The following is a 13,800-nucleotide window of genomic DNA, read 5'->3' as shown; positions in this document are numbered from 1 at the left end:
CTTTGCTGCGCTTCGCCTGAATTTGGAGCCGGTCTCTCGGGACCGGATGCTTTCATGTCTCTTTCTCCCAAGACGGAGCGGCAGGAGCCGTTCCGTGCCGTTCTCGGCTTCACATTTTCGCATTGGGGTCGCCAGCGCTGGCGTGTCGCAGGGGTCGTCTTCACGGTGATGGCGGCGACCGCGGCCGACCTGTTCATGCCGCTCTATGCCGGGCGGCTGGTCGATGCCGTCGCAGGCGAGAAGGTGAGCGGGCTCAATGCCGCGCTCGTCGCGCTCGCCATGATAATCGCGCTCGGGGCAGGCACGGTGTTCTTCCGGCACCTGTCCTTCATCGGCATCACCGCGATGACGCTGCGCACCATGAGCGACGTGGCGCGCGAGGCGTTCGCTCGCCTGCAGCGCTTCTCTACCGACTGGCACGCCAACAACTTTGCTGGCTCGACAGTACGCAAGATCACACGCGGCATGTGGGCGCTCGACCTGCTGACCGACACGATCGTGATCGCGTTGCTTCCCTCGCTGATCGTGTTGCTTGGCACGACGGTGCTGTTGGCCTGGCATTGGCCGGCGATGGGCGCGGTCGTCTTTGCCGGCGCGGTGATCTACTGCGCCGTGACGATGGTGCTGTCGCTGCGCTTCGTCGCGCCGGCGGCGACGCTCGCCAACAGCTGGGACACCAGGCTGGGCGGCGCGCTGGCCGACTCGATCTCGTGCAACCCGGTGGTCAAGGCCTTTGGCGCCGAGACCCGCGAGGACAGCCGTCTCTCGGGCGTGCTGGCGAAGTGGGCCGGGCGGACGCGGCGAACCTGGGTGCGTGGAACCTGGTCGGGTACCGCGCAGCAGGTCGTGCTGCTGGCCCTGCGGGCCGCGGTGATCGGCTTGGTGATCTGGCTCTGGGCCAATGGCCAGGCCTCGCCCGGCGACGTCGCCTTCGTGCTGACCAGCTATGCCGTGGTGCATGGCTATCTGCGCGATGTCGGCCAGCACGTGCACAACCTCCAGCGTTCGGTGAACGACATGGAGGAGCTGGTCGCGATGCATGCGCTGCCCTTCGGCGTGCCGGATCGTCCGGGTGCTTCGGCGATGGACGTGACCGCCGGCGAGATCGCCTTCGAGCGGGTGACCTTCCACTATGGAGGCCACATCGAACCGCTCTATCGCGATTTCTCGCTGACGATCAAAGCGGGCGAGAAGGTCGGCCTGGTCGGGCGCTCCGGCTCCGGCAAGACCACCTTCGTCAAGCTAGTGCAGCGTCTCTACGACGTCACCGACGGGCGCATCGCAATCGACGGGCGCGACATCGCCTCGGCGACGCAGGCCAGTCTGCGGGCGCAGATCGCGATCGTCCAGCAGGAGCCGGTGCTGTTCCACCGCTCGCTGGCGGAGAACATCGCCTATGGCCGGCCCGGCGCCAGCCTGGCGCAGATCGAGCAGGCGGCGAAGCTCGCCAATGCGCATGAGTTCATCATGCGCCTGCCCAAGGGCTACGGCACGCTCGTCGGCGAGCGCGGCGTCAAGCTCTCGGGCGGCGAGCGGCAGAGGGTGGCGCTGGCGCGGGCCTTCCTGGCCGATGCGCCGATCCTGATCCTGGACGAGGCGACCTCGAGCCTCGATTCGGAATCGGAGGCGCTGATCCAGGAGGCGATGGAGCGGCTGATGGAAGGCCGCACCACCATCGTCATCGCCCACCGGCTCTCGACGGTGCGCGCCATGGACCGCATCCTGGTCTTCGACCGCGGCAAGGTCGTGGAAGAGGGCCGGCATGAGGCGCTGCTGAGCCATGACGGCGGCATCTACCGGGCACTGTTCGAGAAGCAGGTCAGCGAGCTGGCCAAGGGGCTGGTGGACTGACCCCACGCAAACGGAAAGGGCCGCGCGAGCGGCCCTTTTTCATGTCGAGATCGTTACGATCAGGCGGCCTGCTCTTCGCTGTCCGAGCGACGGCGACCGAGCAAGAAGAACAGGCCCGAGCCGAGGATGCCGATCGCGCCGGCTCCGGCGCCGACATAGATCATCTCGCTGTCCTGGTCGGCCTGCTTGGCGGCATCGTCGGCGATGATTACCGCATCCTTGCCGGGCTCGTCCGGCAGATACTTGATCTTCAGCGTATCGACGGTGAGCTTGTCGTTGCTGATGATGCGGTTGGCGAACTGGGTCGAGACCGAGATCTTCTCGGCCGTGCGATCCTTGCCGGTGGCATCCTTCCAGGCGAGGTCGACGCTGTAGCTGGTGCCGCCGCGGCGGCGCTTGGTGCGGGTCGCGCCCTCGACCGAGGCCTGCGCCTCGATGCCCTTGGCTGCGATCGTCCTGACGCGCTCGCCATCCTGCCAGCTGAAGAAGGCGAGGACTGGTCCTCCAATCGCTGCGATCAGCAGCAGCCATTTGATCTTGCCGGTGATCCAGCCGACGATTCCGCTCATTGGGGCCTCCATCGAGACAGTTCGAGAAAGGAGCCCGGAGCTGCCTCCGGACGCTGCCGCCTGTCCGGGCCAGCGCGATTTTCGCAGGTAGGAAGGCCTCGCGCATGGCGTGCATGCGCGAGCGTCAATCTTTCGAAAGTCGAACTATTCGGAGGCTTTTCCGGCCCGGATCGCCGAGCTCGGCGCGGCGGCGCGCGGCCTGACGCCGGCGACCGGGCCGGCCGGCGGCTGTTCGCTCATGTCCTGATTCAACGACTTGCCATCCGGAATCGGCTTGCTCAGAAAGCGAGTCATGCCGGTAAGGTAAGTCTCTGGCAAAGCCCAGTTTCTGGCGCTGGCGATGACGCTTTCGAGATAGCCTGGGCGGGGCTTTCCGATCTGCGCGCTGCGCCCGACATAGATCAGCGCGCGCTTGGCGCCACCCTCGACCACGACCGGCTGGTTGATCTTGATATAGAGGCCGCTGGCGAGCTCCTCGAACTTGTCGAGCGTGCGGATATCGCCGAGCGCGCAATCCCAGAGCACGCCATGGACGCTTTCGCGCGGGTCGCGGAGCACCGAGGCATAGCCGTCCGTGGTGATGATGAAGCGGTGGCGCGGCAGGCGGGCGAGGCCGAGCGCCGTCGAGCGCGGACAGCGCTCGCGCATGCCGGCGACGTCCATATTGGCGCCATAGGCGAAGTAGAGGGGCATGTCGGCACCACGTCATTCTCGGGCGGAGCGAAGCGCAGACCCGAGAATCTCAGGACGGGAGGGCGCTTGTTGTCCGCGCAGGCTTCTCGTCCCGAGATGCTCGGGTCAAGCCCGAGCATGACGCGCCCTGCGAGCGCGTCACCTCGTCTTGTTGAACAATTCGCGCCCGATCAGCATGCGGCGGATCTCGCTGGTGCCGGCGCCGATCTCGTAGAGCTTGGCGTCGCGCAGCAGGCGCCCGGTCGGGTAGTCGTTGATGTAGCCGTTGCCGCCGAGCAGCTGGATCGCGTCGAGGGCGAGCTGCGTCGCCTTCTCGGCGGCGATCAGGATGGCGCCGGCGGCGTCCTCGCGGGTTGTCTCGGCCCGGTCGCAGGCCTTGGCGACGGCGTAGACATAGGCCTTGCACGAGTTCATCGCGACATACATGTCGGCGACCTTGCCCTGGACGAGCTGGAACTCGCCGATCGACTGGCCGAACTGCTTGCGCTCGTGGATATAGGGCAGGACGATGTCCATCGCCGCCTGCATGATGCCGAGCGGGCCGGCCGAGAGCACGACGCGCTCATAGTCGAGCCCGCTCATCAGCACGTTGACGCCGCGGCCGACCGAGCCGAGCACGTTCTCCTCGGGAACCTCGCAGTCCTCGAAGACGAGCTCGCAGGTGTCGGAGCCGCGCATGCCGAGCTTGTCGAGCTTCTGATGGGTCGAGAAACCCTTCATGCCCTTCTCGATCAGGAAGGCGGTGATGCCCTTGGGACCGGCTTCCGGATCAGTCTTGGCATAGACCACCAAAGTCTCGGCGATCGGGCCGTTGGTGATCCACATCTTGTTGCCGGTCAGGACATAGCGGTCACCCTTCCTGACCGCCTTGGTCTTCATCGAGACGACATCGGAGCCCGAGCCCGGCTCCGACATGGCGAGCGCACCGACATGCTCGCCGGAGATCAGCTTGGGCAGATACTTCCGCTTTTGCGCATCGTTGCCGTTGCGAGCGATCTGGTTGACGCAGAGATTGGAGTGGGCGCCATAGCTGAGGCCGACCGAGGCGGAGGCGCGGCTGACCTCCTCGATCGCGACGCAATGCTCGAGATAGCCGAGGCCGGCGCCGCCATATTCCTCCGGGACGGTGATGCCGTGCAGGCCGAGCGCACCCATCTCAGGCCAGAGATCGCGCGGGAACTGGTTGGTTCGGTCGATCTCCTCGGCGCGCGGGGCGATCTTCTCCTGCGCGAAGGCATGGACGGTGTCGCGGATCGCGTCGGCGGTCTCGCCGAGGTCGAAATTGAAGGGGCGGGGCGCGTTGGCGAGCATGATGTCCTCCCGGCTCGGATCGGAGCGTTTGCCCGGTTATAGCGCGGTTGGCGGCCAAGTCAGCGGGTGAGACTCGATCTCCGCCCTGCGCGGATGCCCATGCTCGCATCGGCATGGCAAAGCTGTGACGCGCCCGCAGAAGCCTTCTGCGTTGTGCCGACTGGGTTGTACCGAGTTCGCCCGCCAATGGCTGCGCCGAACGGCCGTTTGCAGGGCGCGCTTGCAGTTTACTTCGCGTCTGCGTCCTCACATAGTCGCCGTCTGCCTATGCCGGCCACCGATTTGAATTGCCCAATCCCGCATCTTCCGCAGGGTACGACGATGGCAGCAAAGCCAACCGGGCCAGGCAAGGGGCGCCCCCTGTCGGGATTCGACGGATTTCTGATCTTCAACTTCGACATCGACGGGGACCAGCTGAAGAGCGAGCATCAAACCTTCCTGCGGCGCAATGTCGTCTCCGAACTCAAAGCAGGAGCCAGCATTGCGATCCAGGGGATAACGGATACGACCGGCTCAGACGAGCACAACATCGCTCTGTCGGATCGCCGTGTCGCTAATGTTCTCGATTTTCTCCGCAAAGAGTCTCCGAACAAATTCACTCTGATCGGGTCTTCCGGGCATGGCGAAGCCTTGGCGCGCGGCGCAGGCATCAAGAACGATACCAATGACGAGACTTTTCGCGGCGTGATCATTCAGATCCAAAAAGCACCGCCAAAACCGGCGCCGCAAAAGAACATTGCCGATTTCATTGTTCGATTTTCCGGCGTTCTTGATAATCCAAAGAAAATAGATCCGGACAATGTGGTCCCCGATAAGGTGATTGCAACTGCTCAGAAATACAAGGCCTTGCCGAACCGTAAGCTTCACCGGCTCGGCCACCAGACGACAGGATTCGGAAAAGCTACCGCCAAAACCCGCTCCGATCTTTTGGATGAGATCCGGAAGCTGCGCGGCGCCGACGATCTCGGTGTGGTCTGCATTTTCGGGGCGAGTTCCGGCGGTCGCAATGCGATCGAGATGGCACAGGAGATGGATGCAGCGGGTTTCGGCATCACCTATCTCGCGGTCTCGGACGCGGCGTTCTTCCCTCCTGACGCCAGACCGATGACCTTTCCGAAAGGAACGGCCAAGCTTCCAACCCCCGCATTCAATGCGGGAAAAATAGCTGCCGGTCAAACGCAGAATTTTTTTCAAACCAAAGGTAATGACAAAGAAGATCTATTGTTCAGAAATGTCACAATATACAGTAGTAAAATGGATCAAAAGGAAATTCATGGCTCGATTGACGGAATGGTCGATGTTGATTTGACAATTTCGATCATCAGTACGGATGTAAACGATATGCACCGTGACTGTTCGAAGCTGGCGCAACCGAAGATTCATGACAGCATAGTCTCAGTTCTGGATCGTGCCGATACGCTCACAAAGAAACCGTGAGCGTCCTCGGATCGAGCGCTATGATTCGTTGGATCATGTCGCGATCTAAAGATATCGAGTCGGCAATTGTGAAATCGGTCCGTTTTTGATCAAATCTTCCCATTCTGAAATTGCGCCTTTAACGGCAGCTGTTCCGCGAGATGCTTCTCTCCAGCCGCCATCATATGATTTCGCTTCCCGCAATGCGTCTGCGGGCGTGCCGAAGATGGTAACCATCATATAGAGAAAGCCAAGTTTTGGTCGGTTTCGATCAAGTTGAATTTCCGTCGTCACGAGTTGACGAACTTTAATCCAGTTGTTCGATTTCCAGGCAGGGTTTTTGACAATTCCGCCGAACCCCCCGGCCCAACAGAGATAGTTCCTGTCGTCTGTTGTACGAATGTAATCAATATCAACTCCATCGGAAGCCCGGCCTGGATTGAGTATTGAAACCTTCCAAATATCGTCGCCGCCATTAGGGTTTGGAGCCGAGTAGGCGCAATATATGCCAAGGAGTGATCGGTTTTCGATGCATCCAGCCAAAGTATACATTGGTTCCTCCAAGATTACGCGCGCCGCAGGCGGTCCTGTCTCCCGAGTAAAATCATTATCCGGCAAATCGCTGTACTTGCTGTCGCTTCCGGCGTCGTCTCGCACCGTGCCTGCGTACAAATTCGTGCCTGGTGACGGTAGGTGATGTCCGATGGTGAGTCGAGCACGTCGATCGGGTACGCCTGATGCCGAGTCAGTGAGCGCCGCGTGGCAGCGATCTACGGGTTCCATGCCGCGAGGATGAGATTGTTCGCGTCGCGTAGCCAGAGCCGCAGGCTCGCCGTCTGCCCTACCGCCCGATCACCCCGCGCCGCCTGAGCAGGAACAGGGTCAGCATCGAGGCGGCGAGGCAGGCGAGGGCGACGAAGCCGGCGCCGAGGTCCCATTCAACCCAGGGCAATCCCTTCACATTGATGCCGAACAGGCCGGTGATGAAGGTCGCCGGCAGGAACAGCGCCGTCAGGATGGAGAGCACATAAAGCTGCCGGTTGGTCTGGTTGGCCGAGCGCACGGCGATCTCGTCCTGGAGCAGGCGGGCGCGGTCCTGTACCGACTGGATGTCCTGGCGCAGCGTGTCGACCCGCAGCAGCAGCCGCAGCGCGCTCGCCCGCACCGCTTCCGGCGCCGAGCGTCCGGAAGGCGTCTCGGCGAAACGCCGGAACAGCAGGTGCAGACCGGCGAGCTGGCGGTGCAGCTGCACGGCCGAGCGGCGCACGGCGCCGACCCGCTGCGGGCCGTCCTCGAGCCGGTCGAGCAGGATCTGGTCCTCGACGCTGTCGGTCTCGTCCGAGAGCCTGACGACCGCGTCGGTGACGTCGTCGATCAGATATTCGATCAGATGCTCGAAGAGCTCGGCCGGCGAAGCGATCCGCTCGCCGGCATTGAGCGCCTCGACCGCCTTGCGCACCGATTGCAGCGCCTCGCGCCGTCCGGTCAAAAGGAAGCGCTCGCCGACGGCCCAGGCCAGCGTCCCGATCGTGTCGGTGCGGTCGACTATGTCGCGGGTCAGGTCATGGGCGATGCCCCAGACCAGGCTGCCGGTATGGTCGAGCCGCTGATGCGTCTCGCGCGAGAGCAGGAGCTCACGCGCCGCCGGAGGCAGCTCCTTGCGCTCGTCGATCCAGGCCTGCGCCCTGGTGTGAACGAGGTCGAGGTGCAGCCAGACGAAACCGTCTTCCGGCGTGAGCGTCGGCGCTTCGTTGCGCGGCATCAGCGTCGGCGTGCCGTCGGCGGCGAAGCGATAGGCCCAGACGATGCCGGTCTGCGACTGGATATCCGGCGGGAGCGGCACGGGGCGTCCAATTCAAAGAAACATCCGTCTGCATCAGCACCGGCAGATGACGGTTTTGCGACGGCGTCAGTCTCGGGCGATCGATCCGGTGGTCGCAACCTCGGCGCGCGCCGAGCGCGGGATCCTGCCCGGCGGCAGGAATTTGAGCGGCGTGGCGCCAGCTGCCTTCGGCGTGCGCAGGCCGGCCGGGGTGGCCGGCGGCTTGGGCGTGGTCGCGACCTTGGGCTCGCCGCCACGCCATTTGCGGGCGCCGATGTCATAGCGGCCGTCGCGCCAGGCGGCGAATTCGTGCTCGGAGCCGAAGAAGGCGTTGCGGTCGACATCGCCGGTGATGCCGGGAACGCGGCCGGTGGTGGTGAATTGCCAGAACTCCCACTGCTTGCGCTCATAGCGGTGGTGCAGCGGAGCGGCGGTCGAGCGCAGCCAGTAGGGATGGTCGTTGAACTGCCCTTCCAGCACGTCCTCGTGGAAGGTGATGTCGGTATAGATGATCGGCTTCTTGCCGGTGTGCTCCTGCAGGCCCTTCAGCATCTCGCGGATCTTGGCGAGCGCCTTCTCGCGCGGGATCTTCTTGCCGCATTTGGCGGATTCGCCGTTCCACTCGACGTCGAGCACCGGCGGCAGGGCGTCGGGATCACGCGGGATGTGGCGCCTGAACCAGCGAACCTGGTCCTTGGCCGGGCGGCACCAGTAGACGAAATGGTAGGCGCCGCGCGGCACGCCGGCCGCCTTCGCCCCGGCCCAGTTCTTGCGGAACATCGGGTCGAGATGGTCGCCGCCCTCGGTCGCCTTGATGAAGGCGAAGCGGGTGCCGGCGTCCTTGACCTTCTGCCAGTCGATCTCGTCCTGCCAGCGCGAGACGTCGATGCCCTGGATGACGCGGCGGCGCGCATCGCGTACGCCGCCATGGGGGTCCGAATCGCCTTTCTTGGGATAGAGCGCCAAGGCCGGCTCGGCGCCGAACAGGCCGAGCAGGGCGCAGATCGCCAGCCGACCGGTGGATTTCGCCATGCGCCGCGCTTCTGGTCTGGTCTCAGCGCGGGGCGCCATGCTTGTCTCCTGTTCGCGAGACAACGATAGGCGGCCGCCAGGTTAAGAGGTGGTTAGCATTCGAGCGACCGGCTTCAGGCTTGGTTAACCGGCGGGAGGCTGGCGATGGACGATTCCGGCGGAGAGGGGGAAGGCAAAGGCAGCAAGATCCTGGCCTATGGTGTGCATGTGCTGACCGCACTCGGTGCCGCGCTCGGCTTCCTGGCGTTGCAGGCGGTGTTCACGGGCGATCTCACCCAGGCTTTCGTCTGGCTCGGCGTGGCGCTGGTGGTCGATGCGGTCGACGGGCCGCTGGCACGGCGCTTCGCCGTGACGGAGCGGGCGCGGCGTTATGACGGAGCGCAGCTCGACCTCGTCGTCGATTTCGTCACCTATGTCTTCGTGCCGGCGGCGATGCTGCTGCGGCCGGAGGTGATGACGCAGCCCTATGGCGTGATCGCCGGTCTCGTCGTGACGTTGGCGAGCGCGCTCTATTTCGCCGACACCGGCATGAAGACCGATGACTGGTGGTTCCGCGGCTTCCCGGCGGTCTGGAACATCGTCGTGTTCTACATCGTCGCCTTCGCGCCGCCGTCCTCGCTGGCGCTGGCGGTCATCATGATCGCGACCGCGCTGATGTTCCTGCCGGTCGTGTTCGTGCACCCGGTGCGCGTGCGGCGCTGGCGCGGGCTGACAATGGCGATGCTGGGGGTATGGGCGATCGCGGCGGGGGCGACGCTCTGGCAGGGCATGGTGCCGGATATCTGGAGCAAGGCCGGCCTTGCCTTGGCGGCCTGCTATTTCGTCGGGCTCGGGCTGGCGCGCGCCAGGGTGCCGCGCGGATAGGCGCTCACTCGGATTCCGGCGTCGTCTCGTCCTCGACGACCTGGCCGAGCGGCGCCGGCTGGAAGGCAGCTGCGGCCACCGTCCTGCTGGCGCCCGGCATGGTCGCTACCGGCGTGTGCTCGGGGCCCGGGCTCGGTTGCGGTGGCACCTTGCGCTCGCGGGTCCAGGTCCTGGTGCCGATGTCGAAACGGCCCTCGCGCCAGCCCGCGAACTCGCCCTCATTGCCATAGAAGGCATTGCGGTCGACATCGCCCTTGATACCGGGAATGCGGCCGGTGGTGGTGAACTGCCAGAAGGCCCAGGGCCGGTTGTGGTAGCGGACCTCGGGTTTCGCAGCGGTCGAGCGGATCCAGTAGGGGTAGTCGTTGAACTCGCCTTCCAGGATGTCCTTGTGGAAGGTGATGTCGGTGTAGATCACCGGCTTCTTGCCGGTGAGCTGCTCGAGTTCGGTCAGCATCAGCCGGATCTTCTCCAGCGCCAGCGAGCGCTCGACCTTCTTCGGGCAGGTCTTGGAGTGGCCGTTCCATTCGAGGTCGAGCACCGGCGGCAACGCGTCGGGATCGTTCGGGATGTGCTGCTTGAACCAGACGGCCTGCTCATGGGCCGGGCGGCACCAATAGACGAAATGGTAGGCGCCGCGCGGGATGCCTGCGCGGCGGGCGCCTTCCCAGTTCCTGAGGAAGGCCGGATCGATGTGATCGCCGCCCTCGGTCGCCTTGATATAGACGAAGCGCGTGCCGGCGGCCTTGACCGAGGCCCAGTCGATCTCGCCCTGCCAGCGCGAGATGTCGATGCCCTGGATCGGATAGCTCCTGGCAGCCTCGACCCCAGGATGCGGCCGGGCATCGCCCTTGGAGGGGTAGTTGTCCAATGCAACGCAGCCACCCAGAGCCGTCAGGGCGGCGAGCAGCGCGAAGGGGGCCAGGGAAAAGGATTTCATGCGGCGGGCGGTCATTTCTCGAACAATTATGGAGAAAGCTTGACGCCCGGTTTACGTTACCGGTTTTTCCCTGGCTGTCAGGTCTTATCAGGTCAGCCGCAACAACAATGTCGCGATGCCCAGAAAGGAGAAGAAGCCGACCACGTCGGTGATGGTGGTGACGAAGGTGCCCGACGAGATCGCCGGGTCGATGCCGGCCTTGTCGAGCGCCAATGGCACGGCGACGCCGGCCAGCGCGGCGATGATCAGGGTCGCGATCATGGCGAGGCCGATGACCACGCCGAGCATCGGATTGCCGAACCAGAAGCCGGCGACCAGAGCGGTGATCAGCGCGAAGGCGAAGCCATTGAGCACGCCGACGATCATCTCGCGCCGGAAGAAGCGGCCCATGTTCCAGCCGCCGAGCTCGCCGGTGCCGAGCGCGCGCACCGCGACCGTCATCGTCTGGGTCGCGGCATTGCCGCCCTGACTGGCGACGATCGGGGCGAGCACGGCGAGTGCGACGAGCTTGCCGAGCTGCTGCTCGAACATCGCCATCACGGAGGCGCTGATGAAGGCGGCGATCAGACTGATGAAGCGCCAGCGGAAGCGGCCGAGCGCGACCTGGCGCACCGAATCCGAGATCTCTTCTTCCGCGTCGACGCCGGCGAGCTGCTTGACGTCGTCGTCGCCGGCTTCCTCGATCACGTCGACGATGTCGTCGATGGTCATGACGCCGACGAGGCGTCCGGCCGAATCCACTACAGGAGCCGCGACGAGATTGTAGCGCTGGAACATGCGCGCCACGTCCTCGATATCGTCGGTCGCCTGGACGACGCGGCGATCATCCTCGACGAGGTCGACGACGCTGACCGGGCGCTTGGTGCGCAGCAGGCGGTCGAGCGGGACCGTGCCGACGAAATGATGGCTGGGGTCGGCGACGAAGATCTCGAAGAAGCGCTCGGGCAGGTCCTCGGTCTCGCGCAGGAAATCGATGGTCTGGCCGACGGTCCAGAAGGGCGGGACCGCGATCACCTCGGGCTGCATGCGCCGCCCGGCCGAACCTTCGGGATAATCGAGACCCTGCTGCAGCACCGTGCGCTCGGCCGGCGTGAGCTTGTCGAGGATCTCGCGCTTGTCGGCCTCGTCGAGGTCTTCGAGGATGTAGACCGCGTCGTCGGTGTCGAGATCGCGCACGCCCTCGGCGACGGTCTCGGGCGAGAGCTCGTCGAGAATCTCCTCGCGGACGGCGTCGTCGACCTCGGTCAAAGCGGCGAAGTCGAAATCGTTGCCGAGCAGCGAGATCAGCTTGGGCCGCTCATCGGCGTCGAGCGCCTCGATCAGGTCGCCGAGATCGGCTTCATGGAGTTCGGCGACGAGCTCCCGCAAGGCGGTGACATCGGAGAGCAGCACAGCCTGCGAGACCTGCTCGACGAATCCGGCGTCGATCGCGCCGTCGTCGTCGCGGATCTTGCGCTCCAGCGTCCCGTCCGGAGCGGGCTCGGCTTCCACCATGGGTCGCTCCGCGATTCGAGGGCAGGGAGTTCGGGGGCAGGGGATTCGCGCCGGAACGCGTCAGCGCCCTTGTGTCAGCGCCCCGGCTTCATGGCAACGCGCCGGGAGCGGATTCGATGCATCCGCAATGAAAAACGGCGATCCCGAGGGGATCGCCGTTTCGCGGACCTGCGTCCTAAACTGGTGCGGTCAAGAGGACTCGAACCTCCACGGGTCTCCCCGCTACCACCTCAAGGTAGTGCGTCTACCAATTCCGCCATGACCGCAGCGGCTCTGAAGGCCGCCGCACTGTGGCGGAGAACTCCGGAGCGGCGCGGGTCTAGCAAATCGAGTTCCCGGCTACAAGAGCCGCAGTCAGGAAAATCGTCAGGGCTGTGGGAAGGCCCGGCTCAGGCGGCGTCGGCGACGGTTTCGAGGGTGTAGACAGTCGGCCGCATCAGCATCTCGGTGATCTCGACCGAGATTCGCGTGCCGGCGACGACGACATGGCCTTTGGCGAAGGGGTGGTTGTTGGCGAGGATCTGGACTTCGTCGTTCTCGGTGGCGTTGAGCTCGATGATCGCGCCGCGACCCATGCGCAGCAGCTTGTAGATCGGCATCTGCGCCGAGCCGAGCACCACCGTGAGCTCTACCGCGACGTTGTCGAGATCGGCCTTCAAAACCTGCCTCCGCAGACTTACCTGAAAACAATTCCACGAACTTGCCAGCGACGCGGAAACCGGCGCATGAGCAGCGGCGAAGCGAAACGGGCGCGACACCAGTTTCCAAGACTTGAACAAACTAGGTTAAGCCAACGTGAAGACGCGCGAGGCGCTTGCGGTCTCGTTCCTGCCCGAGGCGGGTTCCGAGCCGGTCGAATGGGTGATCGCCGACGAGCCGGTCGGCTATGAGGCGGCCGTCGCCGAGATGGAGGCGCGCGCCGCGCTTATCGCCGACGGCAAGGCACGCGAGCGCGTCTGGCTGGTCGAGCATCCGGCGCTCTACACGGCCGGGACCTCGGCCAGGGACGAGGACCTGCTGACGCCGGAGCGCTTTCCGGTGCATCGCACCGGGCGCGGCGGGCAGTTCACCTATCACGGCCCCGGCCAGCGCGTCGCCTATGTCATGCTCGACCTGAAGCGACGCGAGCCGGACCTGCGCCGCTTCGTCTCGGCGCTGGAAGCCTGGCTGATCGGCACGCTCGCCGCCTTCAACGTCCGCGGTGAGCGGCGCGAGGAGCGCGTCGGCGTCTGGGTGCGCCGGCCGGAGAAGGGTGAGGGCGCCGAGGACAAGATCGCGGCGCTCGGCATCCGCGTCCGCCGCTGGGTCTCGTTTCATGGCATCTCGCTCAATGTCGAGCCGGAGCTGGCGCATTTCGACGGCATCGTGCCCTGCGGCGTCTCCGACCAGGGCGTGACCTCACTGGTCGATCTGGGCCTGCCGCTGACGATGCCGGAGGTCGACAGCGCGCTGCGGGCCGAATTCGAGCAGATTTTCGGGCCGACTATCGCCGTTTCCTGACGTTTACCTCGCATTGACCATCGGCCGGGATGCTTTTCCCCGTGACGAAACCACGGGGACGATGACGATGAAGCTCATCTTCGCGGGCTGCCTGGCAGCCCTGCTTTCAGCCTGCTCCACCACCGAGGAACGCATTGCGGGCGCTGCCGCCGGGGCAGGAACGGGCGCGATCATCGGCGGGCCGATCGGCGCCGTCGCGGGCGGTGCGGTCGGCGCCTTCGCCGCTCCGACCGTGACCGGCTCGGTCAAGCGGATGCGGGAGTAGCACTTCCGCAGAAACACGCACGGCGCATCTGCGCGCCGTCGCC

14 protein-coding genes and 1 tRNA gene are annotated in these 13,800 nt (G+C 64.8%); 5 read left to right on the top strand and 10 right to left on the bottom strand.

Annotated features, from left to right (window positions below; all coding sequences use genetic code 11):
- The first annotated feature begins 54 nt into the window (after positions 1–54).
- Entirely contained in the window at positions 55–1,851 is a 1,797-nt protein-coding gene (locus tag BMZ69_RS19050; protein ID WP_092159539.1) for an ABC transporter ATP-binding protein, read from the top strand.
- Positions 1,852–1,910: 59 nt separating this feature from the next.
- Here the strand turns inward: BMZ69_RS19050 and BMZ69_RS19045 are convergent, their stop codons facing one another.
- From BMZ69_RS19045 to BMZ69_RS19035, 3 genes are all read right to left on the bottom strand, one after another.
- On the bottom strand, positions 1,911–2,420 hold the full coding sequence (locus tag BMZ69_RS19045) for a DUF3592 domain-containing protein (protein ID WP_092159537.1): 510 nt from the start codon (positions 2,418–2,420) through the stop codon (positions 1,911–1,913).
- 144 nt (positions 2,421–2,564) lie between these two features.
- A complete protein-coding gene (locus BMZ69_RS19040) occupies positions 2,565–3,113 on the bottom strand; it encodes a gamma-glutamylcyclotransferase family protein (RefSeq protein ID WP_092159535.1) in 549 nt (182 codons plus the stop codon).
- A gap of 138 nt (positions 3,114–3,251) precedes the next feature.
- On the bottom strand, positions 3,252–4,424 hold the full coding sequence (locus BMZ69_RS19035; protein ID WP_092159533.1) for an isovaleryl-CoA dehydrogenase: 1,173 nt from the start codon (positions 4,422–4,424) through the stop codon (positions 3,252–3,254).
- Between the two features lie 186 nt (positions 4,425–4,610).
- Between BMZ69_RS19035 and BMZ69_RS19030 the strand changes: the two genes are divergently transcribed.
- Positions 4,611–5,861, top strand: a complete 1,251-nt coding sequence (locus BMZ69_RS19030; protein WP_175506873.1) for an OmpA family protein — start codon at positions 4,611–4,613, stop codon at positions 5,859–5,861.
- Positions 5,862–5,906: 45 nt separating this feature from the next.
- On the opposite strand, the gene BMZ69_RS31230 is transcribed toward BMZ69_RS19030, so the two are convergent.
- From BMZ69_RS31230 to BMZ69_RS19020, 3 genes are all read right to left on the bottom strand, one after another.
- Positions 5,907–6,392 (bottom strand): hypothetical protein, encoded by a 486-nt coding sequence (locus tag BMZ69_RS31230; RefSeq protein WP_139219098.1) that lies wholly within the window; start codon positions 6,390–6,392, stop codon positions 5,907–5,909.
- A gap of 289 nt (positions 6,393–6,681) precedes the next feature.
- Complete coding sequence (locus BMZ69_RS19025; RefSeq protein WP_092159529.1) at positions 6,682–7,683, bottom strand: CorA family divalent cation transporter; 1,002 nt, start codon at positions 7,681–7,683, stop codon at positions 6,682–6,684.
- Between the two features lie 66 nt (positions 7,684–7,749).
- Positions 7,750–8,733 (bottom strand): glycoside hydrolase family 25 protein, encoded by a 984-nt coding sequence (locus tag BMZ69_RS19020; RefSeq protein WP_092159528.1) that lies wholly within the window; start codon positions 8,731–8,733, stop codon positions 7,750–7,752.
- A gap of 105 nt (positions 8,734–8,838) precedes the next feature.
- Between BMZ69_RS19020 and BMZ69_RS19015 the strand changes: the two genes are divergently transcribed.
- The gene (locus BMZ69_RS19015) at positions 8,839–9,558 is read left to right on the top strand and encodes a CDP-alcohol phosphatidyltransferase family protein (protein WP_092159527.1); all 720 of its coding nucleotides are present in this window, start codon (positions 8,839–8,841) and stop codon (positions 9,556–9,558) included.
- A 4-nt stretch (positions 9,559–9,562) separates the two neighbouring features.
- Here the strand turns inward: BMZ69_RS19015 and BMZ69_RS19010 are convergent, their stop codons facing one another.
- The 4 genes from BMZ69_RS19010 to BMZ69_RS18995 form a co-directional block, all read right to left on the bottom strand.
- Positions 9,563–10,498, bottom strand: coding sequence for a glycoside hydrolase family 25 protein (locus tag BMZ69_RS19010; RefSeq protein ID WP_244543436.1), 936 nt, complete (start codon positions 10,496–10,498; stop codon positions 9,563–9,565).
- An 87-nt stretch (positions 10,499–10,585) separates the two neighbouring features.
- Positions 10,586–11,992 (bottom strand): magnesium transporter, encoded by a 1,407-nt coding sequence (gene mgtE, locus BMZ69_RS19005; protein WP_092159524.1) that lies wholly within the window; start codon positions 11,990–11,992, stop codon positions 10,586–10,588.
- 181 nt (positions 11,993–12,173) lie between these two features.
- A tRNA-Leu gene (locus BMZ69_RS19000) sits at positions 12,174–12,258 on the bottom strand.
- A gap of 123 nt (positions 12,259–12,381) precedes the next feature.
- Complete coding sequence (locus BMZ69_RS18995; RefSeq protein WP_092159516.1) at positions 12,382–12,651, bottom strand: FliM/FliN family flagellar motor switch protein; 270 nt, start codon at positions 12,649–12,651, stop codon at positions 12,382–12,384.
- 136 nt (positions 12,652–12,787) lie between these two features.
- Between BMZ69_RS18995 and lipB the strand changes: the two genes are divergently transcribed.
- Both lipB and BMZ69_RS31670 read left to right on the top strand, forming a co-directional pair.
- Positions 12,788–13,492 (top strand): lipoyl(octanoyl) transferase LipB, encoded by a 705-nt coding sequence (gene lipB / locus BMZ69_RS18990; protein WP_092159500.1) that lies wholly within the window; start codon positions 12,788–12,790, stop codon positions 13,490–13,492.
- Positions 13,493–13,559: 67 nt separating this feature from the next.
- Complete coding sequence (locus BMZ69_RS31670) at positions 13,560–13,757, top strand: hypothetical protein (RefSeq protein WP_175506872.1); 198 nt, start codon at positions 13,560–13,562, stop codon at positions 13,755–13,757.
- The last annotated feature ends 43 nt before the right edge of the window (positions 13,758–13,800 follow it).

The organism is Allobosea sp. CRIB-10 (assembly GCF_900112185.1).
GTDB lineage: Bacteria > Pseudomonadota > Alphaproteobacteria > Rhizobiales > Beijerinckiaceae > Allobosea.
This window is presented reverse-complemented; position numbering and strand designations above follow the sequence as displayed.

Bases quoted from the DNA above. Each gene is read 5' to 3' on its own strand.
- BMZ69_RS19040 (WP_092159535.1), bottom strand. From the start codon at position 3,113: ATGCCCCTCTACTTCGCCTATGGCGCCAATATGGACGTCGCCGGCATG.
- BMZ69_RS31230 (WP_139219098.1), bottom strand. From the start codon at position 6,392: ATGTATACTTTGGCTGGATGCATCGAAAACCGATCACTCCTTGGCATA.
- BMZ69_RS31670 (WP_175506872.1), top strand. From the start codon at position 13,560: ATGAAGCTCATCTTCGCGGGCTGCCTGGCAGCCCTGCTTTCAGCCTGC.
- BMZ69_RS19010 (WP_244543436.1), bottom strand. From the start codon at position 10,498: ATGAAATCCTTTTCCCTGGCCCCCTTCGCGCTGCTCGCCGCCCTGACG.
- BMZ69_RS19020 (WP_092159528.1), bottom strand. From the start codon at position 8,733: ATGGCGCCCCGCGCTGAGACCAGACCAGAAGCGCGGCGCATGGCGAAA.
- BMZ69_RS19035 (WP_092159533.1), bottom strand. From the start codon at position 4,424: ATGCTCGCCAACGCGCCCCGCCCCTTCAATTTCGACCTCGGCGAGACC.
- mgtE (WP_092159524.1), bottom strand. From the start codon at position 11,992: ATGGTGGAAGCCGAGCCCGCTCCGGACGGGACGCTGGAGCGCAAGATC.
- BMZ69_RS19030 (WP_175506873.1), top strand. From the start codon at position 4,611: ATGGCTGCGCCGAACGGCCGTTTGCAGGGCGCGCTTGCAGTTTACTTC.
- BMZ69_RS19015 (WP_092159527.1), top strand. From the start codon at position 8,839: ATGGACGATTCCGGCGGAGAGGGGGAAGGCAAAGGCAGCAAGATCCTG.
- BMZ69_RS19050 (WP_092159539.1), top strand. From the start codon at position 55: ATGTCTCTTTCTCCCAAGACGGAGCGGCAGGAGCCGTTCCGTGCCGTT.
- BMZ69_RS19045 (WP_092159537.1), bottom strand. From the start codon at position 2,420: ATGAGCGGAATCGTCGGCTGGATCACCGGCAAGATCAAATGGCTGCTG.